Genomic DNA, 21875 nt, shown 5'->3' with positions numbered 1-21875 from the left:
ATTATATCGATCAGGATTTGTCATTTTTTCATGTAAATAAGGATATCTTTTGTCATGTATCTTTTCTTTTACGTATTTACTTTATTTCCATACAGGATTAAGATGTTTTTTAGAAATAAAAAACTACATCATTTTGAAAAGCAATATGAATTGATTCAAAAGAAATTTGAAAGGAATGAGGAATTGTGAAGAAATTAGATGTACTATTAATGCTATTGAGCGGCCTCTTTCCAGTTGCAGGAATTATGAAGCAAATCCCACTAGAGCAATCTTTATATATTGGAGGCCTTTTATTTTTCACTAGTTTCGGTAGTTATTTTGCGAAAAAAATATATTCACGCATATGTAGTTGGATAGCGTATGCGTCATTTATAACATTACTGTTAGTCATTTGGTATCAAGATATTTCAACAAGTTCAATCATAGCGAATGCGAAAATTGCCGCTTGTATTGCTTTAATTCCATGTTTATTCCGTTTTCGTACATATGGACTTACTTTCGGTTTATTCTCATTATGGGCCGCTTTACTTTGGGATATTAAAGAAGTGCAATCGTTAGTCATACTTGAACGTATGTCGAGTTTAATGACAAGCAATTTCAAATACCTCATGCTTTTAGTTGGCGGACTTATATTTGGTGGATTAATTGCTATGTTATTACACCGTAAAGAGGAGGATAATAAAGAAAATATAAATCTATTTCAACAAAAAAAGAAGCGCAAAAAATTATCATTTAAGATTCCACTTCCTAGATTACCTAAATTTAAGATGAAGTTATTTAAGTTTGGTGGAAAAGTATCAAAACGAAAAAAGCCAGAAAAAATAAGTGAGCATAATTACGAAGAACCAGCTACAGCTGCAACATATGAAATGCCAGAGCAAATAGATCCATATAAAGAAGGTACTGCTCAAGGACAAACGAGGATGGAACGTCGTAGAAATAGGTATAATGCATAAGATATTTGAGTAACCCTTTAATGATTTATCATTGAAGGTTTTTTTTGTAATTATATATAGATTGCTAATGCGGAATTTATAGCATACCCTAAAGTTAAGGACTTAAATAAAATAATGGGAGGACAAAATGCTTATTATTACATATATTTCTGTCTGTATATTATTTTTAGTTAGCTTTTTACATGTTTACTGGGCTTTCGGAGGTAAGTGGGCGACAAATAGTGTCATTCCAACAAAATCTGGAGAAAAGGCGTTTATACCAGGTGTAGGAATGACATTGTTCATTGCGTTGTTATTAAGTATGGCAGCAATGATTTTATTACAACAAACAAATATTATTCATTTTCCAGTTCCTAATGTATTTGTTCAATTAGGCTCTTGGATTTGTATGATTGTATTTTTCATAAGAGTAATTGGGGAATTTCATTATTTTGGTATTTTTAAGCGAAAAAAAGATACGCATTTTGCTAAAATGGATACTGTTTTATATATACCACTTTGTGCATTTTTGTCTTTATCGTTCTTACTAGCAATTATAACGTGAACATTAAATAGTAGCTGCTTTTTCTAAATTAAATAAACGTGAATTAGTAAGGAGTAAAAGTGAGAAATCTAGTAGTAAATAAAAAGGATGTAAGCGTCTTCTTATCGAAATATAGATTATTATGAAAGGCGGTGACACTATGAAGTATGTAAAAGTCTGTATGAATGGCGGAAGTGAACACAAATTCTCGATGACTTTAGATCGGTTTGAAGAACTTATTACTACAGAGAATGGACTATTAGAAAATAAATTAGTTAGTATTGAAAATGTAATGATTAATCCTACTAATATATCTTCTGTAGTTGAAAAAATTGGTGTACCGGCTAAGTTTATGGAAGCTTAAAAATTGGTACAAAAAAACATCCATAGGGATGTTTTTTTTGTATAAATATAATAATTATACAATTAATAAATGAGCAGAATTTTTAGCAATACGTATACATTTGATGTGTAATAGATGCACAATAAAATAAGTACAAGCATATATTATATTGTAGGACAAGACCTTCGTGTCCTACTTAATACTCAGAAAAAACCTCTATCACATGAGAGCATCCAATTGCAGGGTGCTCTTTGTTATCCCGTTCTTTAACTTTCAATTTTAAACATATCTTTGATGTTAATAAATATTAAAAATAATATAATAGCAAAAATTAAGTTAGATAAATAGAAATCTTGATGAAATAGTAGTTCAAAGATTACATCGAAAGCATATAAAAAGGCGATAGCAGGTAATATACAAATAAATATAAATCTCCAATTTTTTAAATAATGTTTATAAGTAGTAATCGCTTTCTCCATACATATAGCTCCTGTATTTTTTATTTTCTATATAATTATACATTAAAATAAAAGAATTTACAAAAGATATGTAGTAATTAAGAATTGTAGGAGAGATTTTGTTGAAAATGTGGATAGCTGTAGCAATCTGAATAATAAATGCTTTTACTTAAAAAAACTTTAAAAGAATGATACTAAAATGATACACTATAATATACGTTATTTATGAAATGAATAGAGGGATTTGTATGATAGATAAAATCAAAAATGTTGTAGAAGATATGTACGAAGATGAAGCAAAACATTTACTTCAAAGTATTCTAATTCAGTTAAATTTATTAGAAGAAAACTATAGTGAAGATACAATTAAAAATTTAATGGATATTCCAAAACAACTAACGAATAATACATCTTATAAAAGAAATGTAAAAGAAAGCTCACACGTTCATATTGCTTTTGATGATTCAACAGCTGGATGTTTAAAACATATGCTGGGTCAAGAAGAACGATTGGAAGAGATGGTTGTTGCTTTTTCTGAATTCTTTTCAATTGGACCGATAAACAAGTTACATATGAATGAGGGACAACTTGCAAGACAGGAATGGTTAGTAAACAATTTAAATGCTTATGATAATTATTTTGAAGAAGAGTATTTACGAAGGTTTTTAGAAACTATGGAAGAACTACACACTATTCCTATTGAAACGCCTATTACAATTTGGAAAGCCAATAACGCACATGAACATGTAGGTCTATGTTTTGTAATGGCACAATTAAAAGATAAGAAAAATATTCGCGTTATTAATACGTCTGAAGCAAGTAAAGAAATATTAAAAAAAGAGTATGCTATTCGTGGAACAGGAGAATTACCGCCTGACAGTTTAGCTCTATTCCAAAAAAGTTTTGCAGAATCTCAGTATTTAACTGAAGAGAAGCGAATGAGGTTTGAAGAGGAGTGGTATAGATTATCAAAAAGTACGGAGTTTCTAAGAGTTTGGAAAGAAAATGAAGTGCGTTCTGTACAAGAAGATTATTTTGATCAATTTATTATTGAATGCGCGAAAAATATAGGTGCTGATCGAGAATTCCTAAAAGCTCCAAGAGTAATTGGTGAAGCGCTTGGTCTTGTAGAGCAGTTAGTCGGCGATATGTTTTTAGAATATCGCTTAAAGGAATTAATTAAACAAGACGTATTTGAATTTGAAGGTTCACTAAAAGAAATGCGTTTTTATAGTGTAAAGTTAAGGAAATAATAAATACATTTTATTTTTAAAAACCTCGTATTTTAAATAATACGAGGTTTTTAAATTGAATTTGGGCTATAACATAAGCTTCCTATAGAGCGCATATTACATATGAATGTTAAAGGTACTGAATGAAAAGTAGGTGATTTGTTAATATGTATAACCAGCAAAATTATCCATATGATCAAGGGATGTATTATAATCCACAAAACTACGGGTATGAATCTGTAAATGAAATGAGAGATATGGAACAAGAAGATTATAGACCAGATGATGCGGAAGATGCTCCAACGTCACCACCACCGTCTCAAGCGCCAGCGTTACCGTCTACATTTGCTTCTCCAGCACAAGCAGGGAATATGAAATCATGGATGTGTAACTGTCTAGGAAGATGGGGCTATTTACGTTTGCATCGTCCTGGACCTTTCGGAAGAGACTTATGGTTCTTTCCGACTGAAGTGAGGAGAAATGGGGTTTCAGGTTACACTTGGCAAGGTGGTCGCCGTCGTAAAGTAAGTTATCGCTATCAACAAATTAGTAATTTCATGTGCTTCGCATAAAGAAAAGTGAGAGAGTAGAAAGATTTTACTCCCTCACTTTTTTATTTTTCAATATATGAAGTAAGGTTTTGATTAAAAATTTACAATTTTCACGTTTTTATTAGAGTATAATGCATATGTTGGTTGGTTTTCAAAAACAAATGAGAGTGAGGGAATACGATGTCAATGAAAAATAAAGTTGGGCTAAGAATAGAGGATGGAATTAATTTAGCTTCAGCTCAGTTTAAAGAAGATGCATATGAAATTTATAAAGAATCTCGAAAAATGCAACCGATCTTATTTGTAAATAAAACTGAATTAGGTGCAGAGTGGCTTATTACAAGATATGAAGATGCTTTGCCACTATTAAAAGATAATCGCTTAAAAAAAGATCCGGCCAATGTATTTTCTCAAGATACATTGAATGTCTTTCTTACTGTTGATAATAGTGATTATTTAACGACGCACATGCTAAATTCAGATCCACCTAACCACAATCGTTTACGATCACTCGTACAAAAAGCTTTTACACCGAAGATAATCACGCAATTGGAAGGAAGAATACAGGATATTGCAGATGATTTGTTAAATGAAGTCGAGCGAAAAAGTTCATTAAATCTTGTTGATGATTACTCGTTTCCTTTACCGATTATTGTAATAAGTGAAATGCTCGGCATTCCAAAAGAAGATCAAGCGAAATTTAGAATTTGGTCTCATGCTGTCATTGCTTACCCAGAAACACCAGAAGAAATAAGAGAAACTGAAAAGCAACTATCTGAGTTTATTACATATCTTCAATATTTAGTTGATAATAAACGAAAAGAGCCAAAAGAAGACTTGGTGAGTGCATTAATACTTGCGGAAAATGAAGGGCATAAACTTAGCGCCCGAGAACTATATTCAATGATTATGTTACTAATTGTGGCGGGACATGAGACAACGGTAAATTTAATAACAAATACGGTATTAGCACTTCTCGAAAATCCGGATCAATTACAGTTATTAAAAGAAGATCCAAAATTAATTGATGCAGCTATTGAAGAAGGATTACGATATTATTCTCCAGTTGAAGTTACAACTTCAAGATGGGCAGATGAACCTTTTCAAATTCACGACCGAACAATCGAAAGAGGAGATATGGTTGTCATTGCATTAGCTTCTGCAAACCGTGATGAAACGGTATTTGAAAATCCGGAAGTATTCGATATTACTCGGGAGAATAATCGTCATATTGCCTTTGGCCATGGTAGCCATTTCTGCTTAGGTGCTCCACTTGCTAAGTTAGAAGCAAAGATTGCCATTACTACTTTATTTAATCGAATGCCTGAACTACAAATAAAAGGGAACCGTGAAGACATTAAATGGCAAGGTAATTATTTAATGCGTTCTTTAGAGGAATTACCATTAACATTCTAGAATATTTATTGTAGACATGCATACATAGAAAATGATTTACATAGAGTATGTATGTGTTATTTAAATTCGAAACGGAAGGGTGAAAACATCCCAATGATCAACTAATTCTATTTGTAAGAGATCTTCGTTAAAAAACGAAATATTCTTCTGAATAGGATTAGTCTGTGCATTTATAGAAAAGGGATGTATTTCGCTCTGCGAATATATAGTCTTTTTATATGATTTGTGCTGCCTCCTGTTCAGAACATGAAATAGGGGGCTTTTTTATGTCGACAAATGTAGTAACGAAACAAAACAATGGGGTATCACAAGTATTAAAAAATCGGTTTGTGCAAGGAATTCTTGCATCAGCACTATTTTTACAAATTGGAATATGGGTTCGGAACTTTGCGGTATTACTATATGTAATGGAAATGACGAAAGGTGATGCTTTTGCTATTTCAATGATTTCGGTTGCTGAGTTTGCTCCAATTTTCATCTTTTCCTTTATAGGTGGAACCTTTGCTGATAGGTGGAAGCCAAAGAAGACAATGATATGGTGTGAAACGTTAAGTTCCATTTCAGTATTCGCTGTATTAATTACACTTATGTTTGGAACATGGAAAATCGTGTTTTTTGTCACGCTTATTTCTGCAATCCTTTCGCAGTTTTCTCAACCATCAGGTATGAAATTGTTTAAACAGCATTTATCAACGGAACAAATCCAATTAGCGATGTCTATATATCAAACAATATTTGCGATTTTTATGGTGTTAGGACCGATTCTTGGAACATTTATCTTTCATAGTTTTGGAATTTATATTTCAATCATCATAACAGGTATCGCTTTTTTACTGGCAGCAGCTGTGTTGTTATTTCTTCCGAAAGATCTTGAGAATAAAAATGAGAAAAAAGAAATCACGTTGTTACAGGAAATGCTAGACGGTATTAAATACGTAAAAAAGAAAAAAGCATTAACTTTGCTAGGGCTTTGTTTTATGGCAGCAGGACTAGGTATCGGTTTAATTCAGCCATTAGGTATATTTATTGTGACTGAGCAGTTAGGGTTATCAAAAGAGAGTTTGCAATGGTTACTAACAGTAAATGGCGCGGGTATGATTGTTGGCGGTGCTTTAGCGATGGTATTTGCGAAAAATGTTGCTCCGCAAAAGATGTTAATTGTAGGGATGCTCGGTCAGGCGATCGGCATTGGTATTATTGGTTATTCGACGAGCTTATGGGTGACACTTACAGCACAACTTTTTAGTGGGTTAGCTCTTCCGTGTATCCAAATAGGTATTAATACGCTCATTATTCAAAACAGCGATACTGATTTTATCGGTCGTGTAAATGGCATTTTAAGTCCACTATTCACCGGTTCAATGGTAGTAACAATGAGTATTGCTGGTTCATTAAAGGAGGTGTTCTCATTAAGTACGATGTATGAGGGCACAGCTTTACTATTTATAATTGGATTATTATTTATTTTACCTATATACAATTTAAAGCCAGTAATAGCGTTAGAAAGTGAAATAAATGGTAAAGGAAGTGCTGTGCAACATGAATCCTAATCCAAATGTAAAATACCCAATTGAAGGAAATCAAAACGTTCATTTTATAAAAAATACAATAACGAAAGCTAATATACTCGTTGGTGACTATTCTTATTATGATGCGAAAGATGGAGAAACATTTGAAGATCGAGTATTACATCATTATGAATTTCTTGGAGATCATCTTACTATTGGAAAGTTTTGTTGTATTGCAAATGGAGTTACCTTTATTATGAACGGAGCGAATCATCGGATGGATGGATTTTCGGCATATCCATTTAATATATTTGGGAATGGGTGGGAGAAGTATACACCTAATTTGTCTGATTTACCTTACAAAGGGGATACAGTTATAGGAAATGACGTATGGGTTGGTATGGATACAACGATTATGCCTGGAATAAAAATAGGGGATGGTGCAATCATTGCAGCTAAATCTGTTGTGACTAGAGACGTCGCACCATATACAATTGTTGGCGGAAACCCTGCAAATAAAATAAAGGAACGATTTACAAATACAATAGTAGAAGAGTTATTGCAAATTCAATGGTGGCATTTTGACATTGAAAAAATAACAGAAAATATAGATGCTATTGTACAAGGAAATATTGAACCATTAAGAAAGCTAAAAAGGTAATAAAAAATGCATGACAAAGAGTATCATACCTCCGAATTTTGTTAATGATAATAGAACAAGGAGGTGTGATACTATGGCACAAGACGTTTTATGTGAAGTAAACAACTGTAAATTTTGGGCTAACGGCAATAAATGTAGTGCAGATGCAATTTATGTAGTAAGTCATAAAGGGAAACATGCATCAACTACGGAAGAAACAGATTGCAAAACTTTCGATCCAGAAGTATAAATTTTTGAAGGGTAGCCAAATCGTGGTTGCCCTTTTATTAATTATAGTATTGATAATAAATCTCATTTTCATTCATTGTTTTTAACTTTTCTTGTTAATTTTTATATTTTCTTCATAAGTGATGTAATCCAGAGCAATTCATGTTCAATACGTGATTTACTAAATTCAATGACTTCTGTAATAAAAGATGAGCTAACACGTAAAGATTGAATAGCAGTAAGCTGTTTATGTAGTACGTCTTGGCGTATTGTTAAAATTTCTTTTCTACCTTCGTAATCAAGTTTTTCAAATAGAGCGATACGTACAAGGAACTCAGCGTTATTTGTCGCAATTTTTTCAGGAAACTCTCTTAACATTTCTGAAAAAATTTCTTCACCTGTTTCAGTTATGTCGTACATATTTCGGTTTGGCTTTCCGACTTGTGTATGTACTTTTTTCGTTATAGCCCCCATATTCTCAAAACGTCGAAGAGAAGGATAAAGCATATTATGATTTAATTCAAAATTCTCTCCTAACTGATTTTGGATATTTTTCTTTATTTCATAACCGTGCTTTGGCCCTGACGTTAATTCTGCGAGTAATAAAATATCAACATACATAAAAAATCCCCTTTATTATATGTTAAAATAACATATGTTAGATTATACAACTTTGAACTACCGACCTATCACTTTTATTGTAAAAGAAAAGGGAGGAAAGAACTATGGCTTCGCCGGAAAATGTGATTTTAGTTCATGAAATTTCAAAGCTGAAAACAAAAGAAGAATTGTGGAATCCGTATGAGTGGTATCAATTTATGAGGGATAATCGCCCAGTACATTACGATGAAGAGCAAGATGTATGGAATGTTTTTTTATACGATGATGTAAATCGAGTTTTATCGGATTATCGCTTATTTTCAAGTAGAAGGGAGCGAAGACAATTCGCAATCCCTCCTTTAGAAACTAGGATAAATATAAACTCTACTGATCCACCAGAACATCGCAATGTACGTTCTATCGTTTCTAAAGCATTTACTCCAAGAAGTTTAGAACAATGGAAACCCCGAATACAGGCAATCGCAAATGAACTTATAGAACATATCGAAAAATATAGTGAGGTTAATATTGTTGAAGAGTTTGCTGCACCTTTACCTGTTACCGTCATATCTGATTTATTAGGAGTGCCAACAACGGACCGTAAAAAAATTAAAGCATGGTCTGATATTTTATTTATGCCGTATAGTAAAGAAAAGTTTAATGATCTGGATGCGGAAAAGGGTATAGCACTAAATGAATTTAAAGCATATCTTCTACCGATTGTTCAGGGAAAGAGATACCATTTAACCGATGATATTATTTCGGATTTAATACGAGCTGAATATGAAGGCGAAAGATTAACAGATGAAGAAATTGTTACTTTTTCTTTAGGTTTATTAGCGGCAGGCAATGAAACAACTACTAATTTAATTATTAATAGCTTTTATTGCTTTTTAGTGGATTCACCTGGAACATATAAAGAATTAAGAGAAGAACCTAAATTAATTTCAAAGGCAATTGAGGAAGTATTGCGCTATCGCTTTCCCGTTACATTAGCTAGGAGGATTACAGAGGATACAAATATATTTGGGCCTTTTATGAAAAAGGATCAAATGATTGTTGCGTGGGTAAGTGCAGCAAATTTAGATGAGAAAAAATTTTCGCAAGCCTCTAAATTTAATATACACCGAATAGGAAATGAAAAGCATTTAACATTTGGTAAAGGTGCTCACTTTTGCTTAGGGGCACCACTTGCACGTTTAGAAGCTGAAATTGCTTTAACTACTTTTATAAATGTCTTTGAAAAAATAGAGTTATCTCCATCGTTCAATTTAGAAAAATGTATATTGGAAAATGAACAAACATTAAAATACTTACCTATTCTTTTGAAAACTAGGTAAAACGTTCAGCAAGGTGCATTGTAATGTACCTTGTTTTTTATTTCTCAATTGTAAAATTCTGGTGTGTTTTATAGTATGGAAGTGTGTGAAAGAAGAGTAGAGGAGGATACTTATGTTAACGTGTAATGGAAGTAAAATGTTTCAAACATTTATTAAAGCTGTAACGGATTTAATGGATAGTAATTTATTAGAAGATCAAATTGTTTGTGCGATTGAAAAATTATTAGAAGAACTTTTAGAAAAGAAAACATGGCTTCCGTTAGAAAAACAGAAGGCTAATTCGGCTCAATACGCACGACACTTGTTATATGAAGATCCTTTAAAGAGATTTGAAGTATTAGCTCTTGTATGGAAAGATGGACAATCTACACCTTTACATGATCATGATGGTACATGGGGAGTAGAAGGCGTTTTTACAGGGAGGATAATGGTGCAAAACTTTATACAAACTAAGCAGCTTGAAAATTCACTTGTTTATTTAACACATACAGGAAATCTTTATTTGGGAGAAGGAAAAACAGATAAAGTCATTCCACCAGCTGATTGTCATATTCTTGAAATAGGTAAAAATGAAAGCGTTGTCACTATTCATATTTACGGAAAACGTTTAGAAAAGTTTAAAATATATGTCCCAACTGAAGAAAAGAATGTGTACATGTGTGAGACGAAATATATTAGTTATAGTTCATAGTTTAAAATCAAAAGCTTTTCTTTAAAAAGAAAAGCTTTTGATTTTATTTTTAATTATTTCTTGACCTGAAACGCTTTTCATAAATTATAAATAAGGAGTACTTCACGAAATCAGTATGAAAACGATACCTATTGTTTATAATGAGCTCGTGTATTTATAGAAAGTGGTGAAGGAATAATGAAATTAATCGCAATTGATTTAGATGGAACTCTTCTTTCGGGGAATAAAATGATTAGTAAAGAGAATGCAGAAGCAATTCGAAAATGTCAGGAAGCGGGTCATGTTGTAGCAATTTGTACAGGACGTTCTATCGTCGACATTGAAAGATTGTTGTTAGAAGTTAATTTAGAGTGTCCAATTATTGCGGAAAATGGTGCGCTTATATATAAAGATAATAAAATGATGAAGAGATATCCAATTCAAAATATGCAGGCACTTGAGATTGTGGACTATCTTGAAGAGAATGGCTTATATTATCAGCTTTATACTAATAAAGGTGTATATGTACCAGATTATGGAGTAGAGAGTGTACGTAATGAGATCGAATATGTGAAGAATTCAAAAGAAGATTTTGATTTGAAAGAGTTAGAAACGATTGCAGCATTATATCTTGAACATACAGCATTTCATAGTGCAGAAAGTTGTAAACCAATTGTAGAAACAGAAATACATGTGCATAAGCTTTTACCATTTTCTTATGACATAGAAAAGTTAAAAAAGTTAAAAGCAGCGTTTCTGCATAATACTGATTTAGCAATTACATCTTCATATTGGCATAATTTAGAGATTAATCATCGAGATGCCCAAAAAGGAAATGGATTATATACTTTAGCAGAACATCTGAATATTCCGGTTGAAAATACTGTAGCGATAGGTGATGGGCTAAACGATGTATCCATGATGGAAAAAGCAAACATATCAATTGCAATGGGGAACGCAGTCGAAGAAATAAAAGCAATGTGTAAATACGAAACTTTATCAAATGAAGAACACGGTGTTGCACATGCTTTATATAAATATGTAATGTAATATAAAAAGAAAAAAAGAATCCAAATGGATTCTTTTTTTCTTTTTATTAGGGGTAAGGTATTCTATGAGATTCATAGAAGCCTTATTACTTTATATTTTTTGTGTTTTTATACTACTACAAGCGATATGAATAATGCTATTGTCATAGTTAAATCTATGCATGAGGGCGCGTTTTCGGTTGCTTGTCAAATTAAAATTGGTGTTTGATGGAATACATAGTGATTAAAGTTTCATTTTATACGTAAATTCTTCTCTTTTTAATTGAAAAATAAAATTTGTTCGAATAATTATTCTGCAGCTATATACCTAAAGGCACATTCTTCGTATAATGGAGAAGTATAAATTTTGAATTTGTATTAATTTTACATATTGAGGTGAAAAAGGAATGAATGCGCGGCTAATGGAACTTATTGATGTGAGTACAATAGAAACCATGGCAGAACAGTTTTATAAATTAACCAACATATCACATCAACTTCTTGATGCTGAAAAAGAATGTATATTTTCTTTTGGAATAAATGAGATGAAAATATGTAAACTTCCCAAAATTGAAATCCCCATTTTTTTATACAATCAACATTTAGGATCTTTTGTAGTATGGTCAAACAAAAGTGACATTTTCAATTGTCAAAAATACTTTGAAATGCTTTCAAATCTAATTATAGATGGAGCAACGAAGGTATTTCAAAGTGAAAATACAACGTTGCTTTCTCGAAAAGAGGAGGAACTGCACACGATTTTACAAAACATGCCTGTTATGGTTGATGCGCTTGATTATAATGGAGATTTTGTTTTGTGGAATCGGGAGTGTGAAATTGTAACAGGTTATACAGCTGAAGAAATAATAGAGAATCCAAATGCCCTACAATTATTGTACCCAGATCATAATTATCGTCATCAAATACAAACGAAATTTTTAACTTGTGGAAAAAATTTCAGAGATTGGGAAATGCACTTAACATGTAAAAATGGTGAAATAAAAACAATCATGTGGTCCAATATATCAGAACAGTTTCCTGTAACAGGATATAGCTACTGGGCTGTCGGAGTAGATATTACACATTTAAAAGCGATAGAAGACCAGTTAAAACAACAAACGTCTGAATTGGAATTAATTTTTAAGGCTTTACCAGATTTATGTTTCTTAACAGAAGATGATGGCACAATTATAGATTATAAAGCAGGATCCCCTTCGAAATTTTACGTACCGGCACAAGCTTTTATGGGAAAAAAGTTTTTCGAAGTATTACCATCTCCAGTAGCACAGCAATTTCAGGAAGCAATTCATCAAGTGAAGGAAAAAGGGACGAATGTAATTGTTGAATATCCACTTACAATTAATGGGAGTGTCGATTTCTTTGAAGCTAGATGCTTACCATTATTACATGATAAAATTATGATCATTGTACGCGATATTACAGAACGGAAAAAGACAGAGGAATTGCTAAATAAATCAGATACACTTGCAGCAATTGGTCAATTAGCAGCTGGTGTGGCTCATGAAGTGAGGAACCCATTAACTGTCATTAAAGGGTTTATACAGTTATTTCAAATTAATAAAGAAGATCAAGAAAAATATTTTGATTTAATGCTTTCTGAAATTGAAAGAATAGAAGCGATTCTTCAAGAGTTTTTATCAATTGCTAAAACAGATGAGATAAATACAGAACAAAAAAATATTTATCAAATTTATAATAATGTCGTATCGTTAATGAATACAAAAGCAATTATGACGAATATTCAAGTGGAACTATATGCAGACAACAAAGACATAAGCATTGAATGCTCAGAAAATCAATTGAAACAAGTGTTTATTAATATTTTGCAAAATTCAATCGAAGCTATGCCAGATGGCGGGAAAATTACAATTCATATTAAAGAGATAAACGATGAAGGTGTCATTATTCATGTAATTGATGAAGGAATAGGGATACCTGAAGATAGAATTAAGAGATTAGGTGAGCCTTTTTATAGTACGAAAGAAAAAGGTACCGGTATCGGATTAATGTTAAGTTATAAAATCATTGAAAGTCATCAAGGGAATATAAGTATTATGAGTGAAGTTGGAGTCGGGACAACAGTAACGATTTACTTGCCGAAAGCTCAGAGTGAAAAATCTCTATCAAATTATGATGATAGATTCGAATCAATACGCAATTATTAACTCTTAAATTACTAAATCCCCAATAACCAAAAGTTAAGCTTTCGGTTATTGGGGATTTTTATATTTAATTTAGTAAACTTTACCTTTTCTTAACCTTTGTTTTAATTTCTATTAAGTTTTTATCAGTATATTAATATTTGTGCAAAGTACTGTATAGAAAATGTGCATTACTTTTAATATATAGATTCAATTATTATTAGGAATTCTGTAAGAAGGAGATTATGACAAGGTGAAAAAGCATGAGAAAAAAAGTGGTAGAGCAATACCGACGCGGTTAAATATTTTATTTCTTTGTGTATTTTTATTATTTTCTGCAATGATTATACAGTTAGGTAAAGTGCAAATTTTCGATGGAGAGACTTATAAAAATGAAGTAGAAAAGAGAGAAAATGCAACTGTGAGCCTATCTGTCCCACGTGGAAAAATATTTGATCGAGAAGGGAATCCAGTTGTTGATAATACATCTTTACGCACGATCACGTACACAAAGATGAAAGGTGTAAAATCAGAAGATATATTAAAAACCGCGAGACAACTTGTAGACATAATTGAAATGCCGCAAGAAGATATAGATAAGTTAAATGAGACAGATAAGAAAGATTTTTGGATGCAATTAAATCCGAAACTGGCTGAAAATCTAGTATCGAAAAAAGAAATAGATACATTTAGAGAAAAGGATATTAGCGGCAAGAAGCTAGATAAAAAAATAGAAGAGTTAAAAAGAAAACGGGTTACAGATAAAAATCTTCAGGAATTAACAGAGAAAGATATAAAAGTGTTAGCTATTAAAAGTAAGATGACTTCTGGTTATCAAATGGCTCCTCAGATTATTAAAAAAGATGTTAGTGAAAAGGAATTTACTATAATTAGTGAAGGTTTAGCGAATCTCCCAGGTGTAGACGTATCGGTGGATTGGGAGAGAGTGTATGTAAATGATGGATTATTCCGATCTGTTCTTGGAAATGTTTCTAATTCCGATGAAGGATTACCAAGTGAACGATTAGATTACTACTTGGTACGTGATTATAGCCGAAATGATAGGGTTGGAAAAAGTTATATCGAGCAGCAATATGAAGATGTACTTCATGGTACAAAAAAAGAAGTAAGAAGCGTTGCAGATAAACAAGGTAATACAATTAGAACGGAAACCGTTTCTGAGGGAAAGAGCGGTAAGAATTTAACTTTAACAATAGATATGGAATTACAGAAGAAAGTAGAAGAAAGTATTGAAAAAATATTAAAGGCATATAAAGCGTCAGAATCCATGTTGGACCGTGCTTTCGTTGTAATGATGAATCCGAAAAACGGACAAGTATTATCCATGGCTGGGAAAAGACTTGTAGAAAAAGACGGAAAAACAGAAGTTGAAGACTATGCATTAGGCACAATGACTAGTTCTTATGAGCTTGGATCAACAGTTAAAGGTGCGACAGTTTTAACTGGATTTGAAACGAAAGCTATAACACCAGGTACTTATTTTTATGATGCACCTATGAAGTTTAAAGGAACTAAGGAAAAAAAGTCTTGGAAAGAGTTTGGAAATATCGATGATTTAAGAGCGTTACAAGTCTCTTCAAACGTTTATATGTTTAATACAGCATTAAAAATTGCAGGTGTAGATTATGTAAAAAATAGTTCATTAAATATTAAACAGGAGTACTTTGATAAAATGAGGTATTATTTCAGGCAATTTGGATTAGGTGTTCCAACGGGTATTGATTTACCGAATGAAACAGCTGGACAAATTGGTAAAAAAGATAATCAACCTGGTTTCTTACTAGACTACTCAATTGGCCAGTATGACACCTATACGCCACTTCAGCTTGTACAGTATATTTCAACAATCGCAAACGGTGGATATCGAATGAAGCCACAAATTGTTCAAGAGGTAAGAGAGCAAACGTCGCAAAAAGATGAGATTGGTAAAGTGGTGCATGCAGTAGAACCAATCGTTTTAAATAAGATAGATATGAAAGAGGAATATATAAATCAAGTAAAAGAAGGATTTAGAAAGGTATTCCAAGAAGGTGATGGAACAGGAGTAAGGGCGTTCCAAAAAGCATCTTATAAGCCAGCAGGTAAAACAGGGACAGCACAGACAGTATACGGTGGAGAAAGTGATATTGGAAGAAATGAAAAAGGTGAGCGAAGAGAATGTTATAATTTAACGTTAGCAGGATATGCGCCGTATGATAATCCTGAAGTAGCATTCTCTGTAGTTGTGCCGTGGGTTATTAATGATAAATCTGGTATTAACTCTGATATTGGAAAAGAAGTTTTAGATGCTTATTTTGAATTGAAAAATAAGAGATTGACTGGAGAAACTATAAAAATAGATAGCTCTCAAGAAGGTTAAAACATATGAAATAGTACAGAAACTAGAGTCGACTTATTTAGAAATAGGTTCAAAATGGGTGATAGAGAGGTAAAATCATTCTATCAATTATTCACATTTTATAAAATAAATCATATATTGATAGCATAGGACAAGCTGAAAAGCTTATTCTAACCTCACAGAACACTCCTTATCACGGTTTGGCATCTACTTATGTAGATGCCTTTTTTAATTTAATCACTAACAATTATTTATCAACCTAAAGTCGCAAGCATATTAGGACTATTAGGTGAAGATTGACGGTAATAATTACAGTATGATTAATAAGAGTATTGAAATGTAAGGAGTGAGAGATAAGTGCTAAATATTTTAGTGGTTAATTTTCCAGCAGAGGGACATGTAAATCCTACATTAAGTTTAGTCAAAGCCTATACTGAACGAGGTGATCACGTACATTATATTACGACAGAACAATTTAAAGGCAGAATTGAAGATTTGGGAGCTACTGTATATACACATCCAGATTTATTAAAGGAGATTTCTATTGATTCTGAAACTCCAGATGGGCTGAATTCTTTCTTTCGTGTACATGTTCAAACTTCTTTATATATATTAGAAATTACGAAACAATTATGTGAAAACATACATTTTGATTTCGTAATTTATGATATATTTGGCGCTGGAGAGTTAGTAAAGGAGTATTTACATATTCCAGGCATAGTTTCTTCTCCTATATTTTTAATTCCTCAAAATTTTTTGGAAACATTACCTTTTCATCCAAATGCAGAAATACCATTCCAACCTGATAAAATTTCTGAACAGTTACTATATCAAATGGAACATGAATTTGGAGTAACGCCTAAAAATAATCTTCAATTTATGCATAACAAGGGAGATATTACTCTTGTGTACACAAGTCGCTATTTTCAACCTAATAGCGATTTATTTGGAAGAAATAACATTTTTATTGGTCCTAGTATTTCAAATCGTAAAACAAATGTAGAGTTTCCACTTGAATTGCTTAAAGGTAAAGAAGTTATATATATTTCAATGGGGACACTGCTTGAAGAGCTTGAACCATTCTTTAATACGTGTATTGATACTTTCTCGGATTTTGATGGAATAGTTGTAATGGCAATTGGTGATAGAAATGATCGTTCTAAAATTAAGAAAGCTCCAGACAATTTTATAATTGCTTCATACGTACCCCAATCAGAAATATTAAGTGAAGCAGATGTTTTTATTACACATGGCGGCATGAACAGCGTACACGATGCTATTTATTTCAATGTCCCATTTGTCATCATTCCACATGATAAAGACCAACCAATGATAGCGCAAAGATTAACTGAACTTGAAGCAGCACATAGGTTATTGAAAGAGAATGTTAATGTGCAAACGTTAAAAGAAGCGGTAACAGATGTTCTTTCAAATAAAAAGTATAAGCATGGTATACGAAAACTGAATGATAGTTTTTTAGAATGTGGTGGTTCAAAAAAAGCAATTGCAGTGATTACATCTCTTTTAAATAAATAGTTTAGACAATATAAAAGCATAAAGGTTAATCCTCTATGCTTTTATATTATTATCCTGCAAACTGCACAGCAGTATTTGCATGTAAAAAAGCGGTATCAAAAACAGGTACAGTAAGGTCGTTTTGGGAAATGAGCAATGGTATTTCAGTGCAGCCTAGCAATATACCTTCTGCGCCGTTTTGAATTAATGAGTTTGTGATTTGTAAAAGTTTTTCTTTTGATGTTTCTGAAATAATTCCTTTACTTAACTCATTTAAAATAACATGATGAATAAAATTTCTATCCTCTTCAGTCGGGATGATTGTCTCAATATTAAAATTTGCTAGACGTGATTTATAGAAGTCTTGTTCCATCGTTTGTTTCGTACCCAATAGTCCGATACGCTTTATATTCTGTTCTACCATTTCTTTAGCACTTACATCACCAATGTGAAGAAGTGGAATAGATATTGCATTTTCTACTTCTTCAGCAAATAAATGGATCGTATTGGAACACATTAATAAACAATCAGCTCCGGATTTTTCAACCTTTTTTGCAACTGTGACTAATTCGTTTTTCACTTCTTCATATTGATGATTTTGTAATAAAGTAGTTACTTCACCAAAGTCCATGCTATATAAAACAAGCTTCGCATTTTGATCATATTGAGAGAGTGTAAGTGTATTAATATGTTTATAGTATAACGATGTAGATTCCCAACTTAGTCCACCAATTAAACCGATTACTTTCATCGTACATTCCTCCCGTAACTATCTTGAATTCATTATTTCACAATTCCGATAAGGATACAATGATTTAAACGCACCGTTAAACGAAAAATAAAAATAATTAGAAAAGTATTGAAATTTATACTTATTAGTGCCATAATACGAATTACAAATTAATACTTATCCAGAGAGGTGGAGGGAACGGCCCTATGAAACCTCAGCAACCCCTATATAAATTTATAGGAAGGTGCTAATTCCGCAGAGGACACGATGTGTTTTTTGGAAGATAAGAGGATTCTTGAACGTGAAGAAAATGACCTCTTATGTAAGGGGTCATTTTTTGTTGTATAGAAAGGGAGTGTCGATGCATAATTCATTTTCAAAATAAATATAGAGTAATAAAAGTTGACTAATACGGGAGGGGAATTGTAATGAACAAATTATCAACAAAGTTAGTAGTAGCAATCGGAATTGGAGCAGCATTATACGGGATATTAGGACTTTGGGGATTTGCTATTGCACCCAATACATTTATTAAACCTGCATTAGCTATTTTAACCGTTTTTGGAGCGTTATTTGGTCCAGTGGCAGGACTTTTAATAGGACTTATCGGTCATACCGTAACAGATACAATCGCTGGATGGGGTATTTGGTGGGGGTGGGTTATTAGTTCAGGCATTATCGGCTTTGCAATGGGACTCATTCAAAAAAGATTTAGCTTTAGTGTGAAAAACGGGGCGTATAATAAGCGGGATATTTCTTATTTAGCTATTACTGGGTTAATTGGTATTGTCATTGCTATTATATTTGCTGGGGCATTCGATGTTATTGTGATGGGAGAACCATTTGACAAAATTATTATACAAGTATTAGGAGCAACAATTGCTGATGTTATTGTATTTTTAGTTCTTGGATTGCCAATTACAATAGGTCTAGCTAAATCTAATAAGAAACATACACATTTAAAAATTGAAAAGTAGGGATGTTAACATGCAACCAATCATTTCTTTTGAACAATTCAGCTTTCAATATGAACATGCTGCGCAGCCTACTGTAAAAGACATTACATTTCATATATACCCTGGAGAAAAAGTACTAATTGCTGGACGAAGTGGTTCAGGGAAGTCAACGTTAGCTCATTGTATAAATGGGCTAATCCCCTTTTCTTATGAAGGGATTAGTACTGGTAATATTTTAATTGCCGGAAAAGACCCGAGAAAAGAGAGTGTTTTTGAACTGAGTAAACAGGTAGGAACAATTTTGCAAGATCAAGATGCTCAATTTATTGGTCTTACAGTAGAAGAGGACGTAGCTTTTTATTTAGAAAATGAATGTGTAAATCAAGATGATATGAAAAAGATTGTTTCGGACTCATTAAAAAAGGTAAAGATGCATGCTTTTCATAAACAAAGTCCACATGAATTATCAGGAGGGCAAAAACAAACTGTTTCTTTAGCAGGTTTGTTAACAACAAATGCTGATATATTATTGTTCGATGAACCGTTAGCAAATTTAGATTCAGCAAGTAGTTTACATACGATAGAACTTATTAAAGGCATACATAAACAATATAATAAAACAATTGTAATTATTGAACATCGAATAGAAGAAATGTTAAACCTGGATTTAGATAAAATCATTTTAATGAATGAAGGGGAAATTGTTGCGATAGGGACACCAGAAGAGATTTTAGCGTCAAATATATTACCATCTATCGGCTTAAGAGAGCCTATGTACGTAGAAGTATTAAAGAAATTGCAGTTTGATGGTAATAATGACGTAATATACTACCCACTTGAAAATCTTCAAAGGGAAAGTGTTCGTAGCGTAATAAATGAGTGGATGGAGAAGCAAGTTTCTTTTAAAGGTACTCCTACAAAAAAAGAATTATTGAAAGTAGAGAATTTGTCATTCTCCTATCCTAATAAACAAAAAGTATTGGACAATGTAAATTTCTCCATATATGAAGGTGAAATTGTAGCACTTTTGGGCCATAATGGAGCCGGTAAATCAACATTAGCTCATAGTCTTATAGGCATAAACAAAACAAAAAATGATAGGATTGTATTTGATGAAGTAAATATCAATTCTTGGTCTATTCGTAAACGTGGTGAGGTTATATGTTATGTGATGCAAAATCCAAATCATATGATTACACAACCTACTGTTATAGAAGAGGTTTCATTTTCATTAAAATTAAAAAAGTTTTCAAAGGAAGAAATTAAGCTTAGAGCGGAAGAAACATTAAAACTTTGTGGTTTGTATCCATTTCGAAATTGGCCAATTCAGGCATTAAGTTATGGACAAAAGAAGAGAGTAACGATTGCATCTGTACTAATAGCAAATCCGAAACTTATCATATTAGATGAACCGACAGCGGGACAAGATTATTATCATTATAAACAGTTTATGTCGTTTATTAGAAAACTAGCTGTACAGGGAATATCTTTTATTTTTATCACACATGATATGAATCTCGCTTTAGAATATGCAGACAGAGCGATTGTTCTAGATGAAGGGGAAATTATTGCGAATAATTCCGCGTCCGTTGTATTAGGGGATACAGAAACGTTACAAAGGGCGAACCTAAGAGAAAGTTCTTTATTGAAACTAGTTAAATTTAGTGAGATTTCATATCCTGAAAGGTTTATGGAACATTATTTTGAGGATATTAGGAGGGAGGAAGGTGTATAGTACATATTTTCATCGCATGGATGAAGCAGTGAAATTGTTGTTATTTATTTTTTGTATGACACTTACTTTTTTGTTTTTTGATTTTCGTATATTGCTATTTGTATTTATGATTGGATGTATCGGACTACTTATTGCTAAAATCCCATTTCGTAAAATTTTCCTTGTTTTTACTGTTATATTTACATTTAGTTTATTAAATTCTGTCATGATTTTATTTATTACACCAACTCATGGATCTGAATTAACCGAATCATATACTTCGTTTTTACATATCGGATATGCAACAATTACATATGAAACATTATTTTATGCAGCTACACTTTCATTAAAATATTTTACGTTATTACCATTTACACTTATTTTTATATATACGACTGATCCAAGCAAATTTGTGAGTAGCTTAAGTAAATTTCGAATTCATTATAAGATTACATATGCAATAAATATTGCATTACGTTATATACCTGATATTCAGTCCGAATATAAAGTTATTAAACATGCGCAAGAGGCGAGAGGAGTAGCTTTTGAAAAAGGAGAAGCAAGTTTATGGATTCGTATAAAAAACCGTGTCTTAATTTTCTGGCCTTTAATTATTCATTCACTAGATAGAATCGATACAGTTTCAAATGCAATGGATTTAAGAGGATTTGGAAAGAAGGATAAACGTACATGGTTTTATACAAATAAAGCGAAAAAAGGGGATTTCATTGCTTTATTTGTAGGTGTTTTTATTTTAATTATTGCAGTATATTTAAAGTTACATGTATTTCAAAACTTTTGGTATCCATTTTAAAGCACTCTCAAATGAGTGCTTTTACTTATTTTTATGTAGACATGCTCAAAAAAGGGATATTCACATAATGTATAATACGAACCAGTTAAAATGATCAACTACCTATTAGTTTTCAAACCAAAAGGAGGAGAA

21 protein-coding genes and 1 riboswitch are annotated in these 21875 nt (G+C 32.1%); of the genes, 18 read left to right on the top strand and 3 right to left on the bottom strand.

Going from position 1 to position 21875, the window contains the following annotated elements; genetic code table 11:
- The first annotated feature begins 185 nt into the window (after nt 1-185).
- The 3 genes from QEP67_RS14730 (at nt 186) to QEP67_RS14720 (ending at nt 1843) form a co-directional block, all read left to right on the top strand.
- A complete protein-coding gene (locus QEP67_RS14730) occupies nt 186-956 on the top strand; it encodes a DUF3959 family protein (protein ID WP_000732211.1) in 771 nt (256 codons plus the stop codon).
- Between the two features lie 127 nt (nt 957-1083).
- The gene (locus QEP67_RS14725) at nt 1084-1500 is read left to right on the top strand and encodes a DUF3995 domain-containing protein (protein ID WP_000905590.1); all 417 of its coding nucleotides are present in this window, start codon (nt 1084-1086) and stop codon (nt 1498-1500) included.
- A 139-nt stretch (nt 1501-1639) separates the two neighbouring features.
- Nucleotides 1640-1843, top strand: coding sequence for a hypothetical protein (locus QEP67_RS14720; protein ID WP_000878362.1), 204 nt, complete (start codon nt 1640-1642; stop codon nt 1841-1843).
- A 245-nt stretch (nt 1844-2088) separates the two neighbouring features.
- Here QEP67_RS14720 and QEP67_RS14715 read toward each other — a convergent pair whose 3' ends face one another.
- A complete protein-coding gene (locus QEP67_RS14715) occupies nt 2089-2301 on the bottom strand; it encodes a hypothetical protein (RefSeq protein ID WP_000409413.1) in 213 nt (70 codons plus the stop codon).
- Between the two features lie 227 nt (nt 2302-2528).
- On the opposite strand from QEP67_RS14715, the gene QEP67_RS14710 reads away from it, so the two are divergent.
- From QEP67_RS14710 to QEP67_RS14685, 6 genes are all read left to right on the top strand, one after another.
- Nucleotides 2529-3533 carry a DUF1835 domain-containing protein gene (locus QEP67_RS14710; RefSeq protein WP_353706301.1) on the top strand — a complete coding sequence of 335 codons (1005 nt, stop codon included), beginning with the start codon at nt 2529-2531 and terminating at the stop codon, nt 3531-3533.
- A 146-nt stretch (nt 3534-3679) separates the two neighbouring features.
- Nucleotides 3680-4084: a hypothetical protein gene (locus QEP67_RS14705; RefSeq protein WP_000282701.1), complete on the top strand. Its 405-nt coding sequence runs from the start codon at nt 3680-3682 to the stop codon at nt 4082-4084.
- Nucleotides 4085-4243: 159 nt separating this feature from the next.
- Nucleotides 4244-5479 (top strand): cytochrome P450, encoded by a 1236-nt coding sequence (gene cypA / locus QEP67_RS14700; protein ID WP_061671998.1) that lies wholly within the window; start codon nt 4244-4246, stop codon nt 5477-5479.
- Nucleotides 5480-5745: 266 nt separating this feature from the next.
- Nucleotides 5746-7029, top strand: a complete 1284-nt coding sequence (locus tag QEP67_RS14695) for an MFS transporter (RefSeq protein ID WP_048566342.1) — start codon at nt 5746-5748, stop codon at nt 7027-7029.
- Nucleotides 7019-7648, top strand: coding sequence for a Vat family streptogramin A O-acetyltransferase (locus tag QEP67_RS14690; protein ID WP_001069228.1), 630 nt, complete (start codon nt 7019-7021; stop codon nt 7646-7648). Before QEP67_RS14695 ends, QEP67_RS14690 begins: the two co-directional genes overlap by 11 nt.
- Nucleotides 7649-7721: 73 nt before the next feature.
- A complete protein-coding gene (locus tag QEP67_RS14685) occupies nt 7722-7877 on the top strand; it encodes a DUF1540 domain-containing protein (protein ID WP_000046089.1) in 156 nt (51 codons plus the stop codon).
- Nucleotides 7878-7978: 101 nt separating this feature from the next.
- On the opposite strand, the gene QEP67_RS14680 is transcribed toward QEP67_RS14685, so the two are convergent.
- The gene (locus tag QEP67_RS14680; protein ID WP_000289103.1) at nt 7979-8476 is read right to left on the bottom strand and encodes a PadR family transcriptional regulator; all 498 of its coding nucleotides are present in this window, start codon (nt 8474-8476) and stop codon (nt 7979-7981) included.
- 104 nt (nt 8477-8580) lie between these two features.
- Here QEP67_RS14680 and QEP67_RS14675 point away from each other — a divergent pair, with 104 nt between their 5' ends.
- The 6 genes from QEP67_RS14675 to QEP67_RS14650 all read left to right on the top strand — a co-directional run bounded on the left by QEP67_RS14675 (nt 8581) and on the right by QEP67_RS14650 (nt 17550).
- The gene (locus QEP67_RS14675) at nt 8581-9795 is read left to right on the top strand and encodes a cytochrome P450 (protein WP_000168003.1); all 1215 of its coding nucleotides are present in this window, start codon (nt 8581-8583) and stop codon (nt 9793-9795) included.
- Between the two features lie 112 nt (nt 9796-9907).
- On the top strand, nt 9908-10486 hold the full coding sequence (locus QEP67_RS14670) for a cysteine dioxygenase family protein (RefSeq protein ID WP_064449400.1): 579 nt from the start codon (nt 9908-9910) through the stop codon (nt 10484-10486).
- Nucleotides 10487-10663: 177 nt separating this feature from the next.
- On the top strand, nt 10664-11515 hold the full coding sequence (locus QEP67_RS14665; protein ID WP_064057198.1) for a Cof-type HAD-IIB family hydrolase: 852 nt from the start codon (nt 10664-10666) through the stop codon (nt 11513-11515).
- A 385-nt stretch (nt 11516-11900) separates the two neighbouring features.
- Nucleotides 11901-13679 carry a PAS domain-containing sensor histidine kinase gene (locus tag QEP67_RS14660; protein ID WP_000994060.1) on the top strand — a complete coding sequence of 593 codons (1779 nt, stop codon included), beginning with the start codon at nt 11901-11903 and terminating at the stop codon, nt 13677-13679.
- A gap of 229 nt (nt 13680-13908) precedes the next feature.
- Nucleotides 13909-16035, top strand: coding sequence for a penicillin-binding protein 2 (locus QEP67_RS14655; RefSeq protein ID WP_061671995.1), 2127 nt, complete (start codon nt 13909-13911; stop codon nt 16033-16035).
- Between the two features lie 336 nt (nt 16036-16371).
- Complete coding sequence (locus tag QEP67_RS14650) at nt 16372-17550, top strand: macrolide family glycosyltransferase (RefSeq protein ID WP_353706300.1); 1179 nt, start codon at nt 16372-16374, stop codon at nt 17548-17550.
- Nucleotides 17551-17599: 49 nt separating this feature from the next.
- Here QEP67_RS14650 and QEP67_RS14645 read toward each other — a convergent pair whose 3' ends face one another.
- The gene (locus QEP67_RS14645; RefSeq protein ID WP_000864384.1) at nt 17600-18280 is read right to left on the bottom strand and encodes an aspartate/glutamate racemase family protein; all 681 of its coding nucleotides are present in this window, start codon (nt 18278-18280) and stop codon (nt 17600-17602) included.
- Nucleotides 18281-18433: 153 nt separating this feature from the next.
- A riboswitch (SAM riboswitch) is annotated at nt 18434-18549 on the top strand.
- 138 nt (nt 18550-18687) lie between these two features.
- Here QEP67_RS14645 and QEP67_RS14640 point away from each other — a divergent pair.
- From QEP67_RS14640 to QEP67_RS14630, 3 genes are read left to right on the top strand one after another with little or no spacing between them, the layout of a single operon-like run.
- Nucleotides 18688-19236: an ECF-type riboflavin transporter substrate-binding protein gene (locus QEP67_RS14640; RefSeq protein WP_061671993.1), complete on the top strand. Its 549-nt coding sequence runs from the start codon at nt 18688-18690 to the stop codon at nt 19234-19236.
- 10 nt (nt 19237-19246) lie between these two features.
- Nucleotides 19247-20950: a DUF3744 domain-containing protein gene (locus QEP67_RS14635; RefSeq protein WP_341056419.1), complete on the top strand. Its 1704-nt coding sequence runs from the start codon at nt 19247-19249 to the stop codon at nt 20948-20950.
- Entirely contained in the window at nt 20943-21743 is an 801-nt protein-coding gene (locus QEP67_RS14630) for an energy-coupling factor transporter transmembrane component T (RefSeq protein WP_000287571.1), read from the top strand. Before QEP67_RS14635 ends, QEP67_RS14630 begins: the two co-directional genes overlap by 8 nt.
- Nucleotides 21744-21875 lie beyond the last annotated feature (132 nt).

Source organism: Bacillus cereus group sp. MS39, assembly GCF_040448665.1.
Classification (GTDB): domain Bacteria; phylum Bacillota; class Bacilli; order Bacillales; family Bacillaceae_G; genus Bacillus_A; species Bacillus_A wiedmannii.
The sequence above is the reverse complement of the archived record's forward strand: the minus strand, read 5'-3'. Positions and strand labels throughout refer to the sequence as shown.

Bases quoted from the DNA above. Each gene is read 5' to 3' on its own strand.
- QEP67_RS14725 (WP_000905590.1), top strand. From the start codon at position 1,084: ATGCTTATTATTACATATATTTCTGTCTGTATATTATTTTTAGTTAGC.
- QEP67_RS14720 (WP_000878362.1), top strand. From the start codon at position 1,640: ATGAAGTATGTAAAAGTCTGTATGAATGGCGGAAGTGAACACAAATTC.
- QEP67_RS14715 (WP_000409413.1), bottom strand. From the start codon at position 2,301: ATGGAGAAAGCGATTACTACTTATAAACATTATTTAAAAAATTGGAGA.
- QEP67_RS14710 (WP_353706301.1), top strand. From the start codon at position 2,529: ATGATAGATAAAATCAAAAATGTTGTAGAAGATATGTACGAAGATGAA.
- QEP67_RS14705 (WP_000282701.1), top strand. From the start codon at position 3,680: ATGTATAACCAGCAAAATTATCCATATGATCAAGGGATGTATTATAAT.
- cypA (WP_061671998.1), top strand. From the start codon at position 4,244: ATGTCAATGAAAAATAAAGTTGGGCTAAGAATAGAGGATGGAATTAAT.
- QEP67_RS14695 (WP_048566342.1), top strand. From the start codon at position 5,746: ATGTCGACAAATGTAGTAACGAAACAAAACAATGGGGTATCACAAGTA.
- QEP67_RS14690 (WP_001069228.1), top strand. From the start codon at position 7,019: ATGAATCCTAATCCAAATGTAAAATACCCAATTGAAGGAAATCAAAAC.
- QEP67_RS14685 (WP_000046089.1), top strand. From the start codon at position 7,722: ATGGCACAAGACGTTTTATGTGAAGTAAACAACTGTAAATTTTGGGCT.
- QEP67_RS14680 (WP_000289103.1), bottom strand. From the start codon at position 8,476: ATGTATGTTGATATTTTATTACTCGCAGAATTAACGTCAGGGCCAAAG.
- QEP67_RS14675 (WP_000168003.1), top strand. From the start codon at position 8,581: ATGGCTTCGCCGGAAAATGTGATTTTAGTTCATGAAATTTCAAAGCTG.
- QEP67_RS14670 (WP_064449400.1), top strand. From the start codon at position 9,908: ATGTTAACGTGTAATGGAAGTAAAATGTTTCAAACATTTATTAAAGCT.
- QEP67_RS14665 (WP_064057198.1), top strand. From the start codon at position 10,664: ATGAAATTAATCGCAATTGATTTAGATGGAACTCTTCTTTCGGGGAAT.
- QEP67_RS14660 (WP_000994060.1), top strand. From the start codon at position 11,901: ATGAATGCGCGGCTAATGGAACTTATTGATGTGAGTACAATAGAAACC.
- QEP67_RS14645 (WP_000864384.1), bottom strand. From the start codon at position 18,280: ATGAAAGTAATCGGTTTAATTGGTGGACTAAGTTGGGAATCTACATCG.
- QEP67_RS14640 (WP_061671993.1), top strand. From the start codon at position 18,688: ATGAACAAATTATCAACAAAGTTAGTAGTAGCAATCGGAATTGGAGCA.
- QEP67_RS14635 (WP_341056419.1), top strand. From the start codon at position 19,247: ATGCAACCAATCATTTCTTTTGAACAATTCAGCTTTCAATATGAACAT.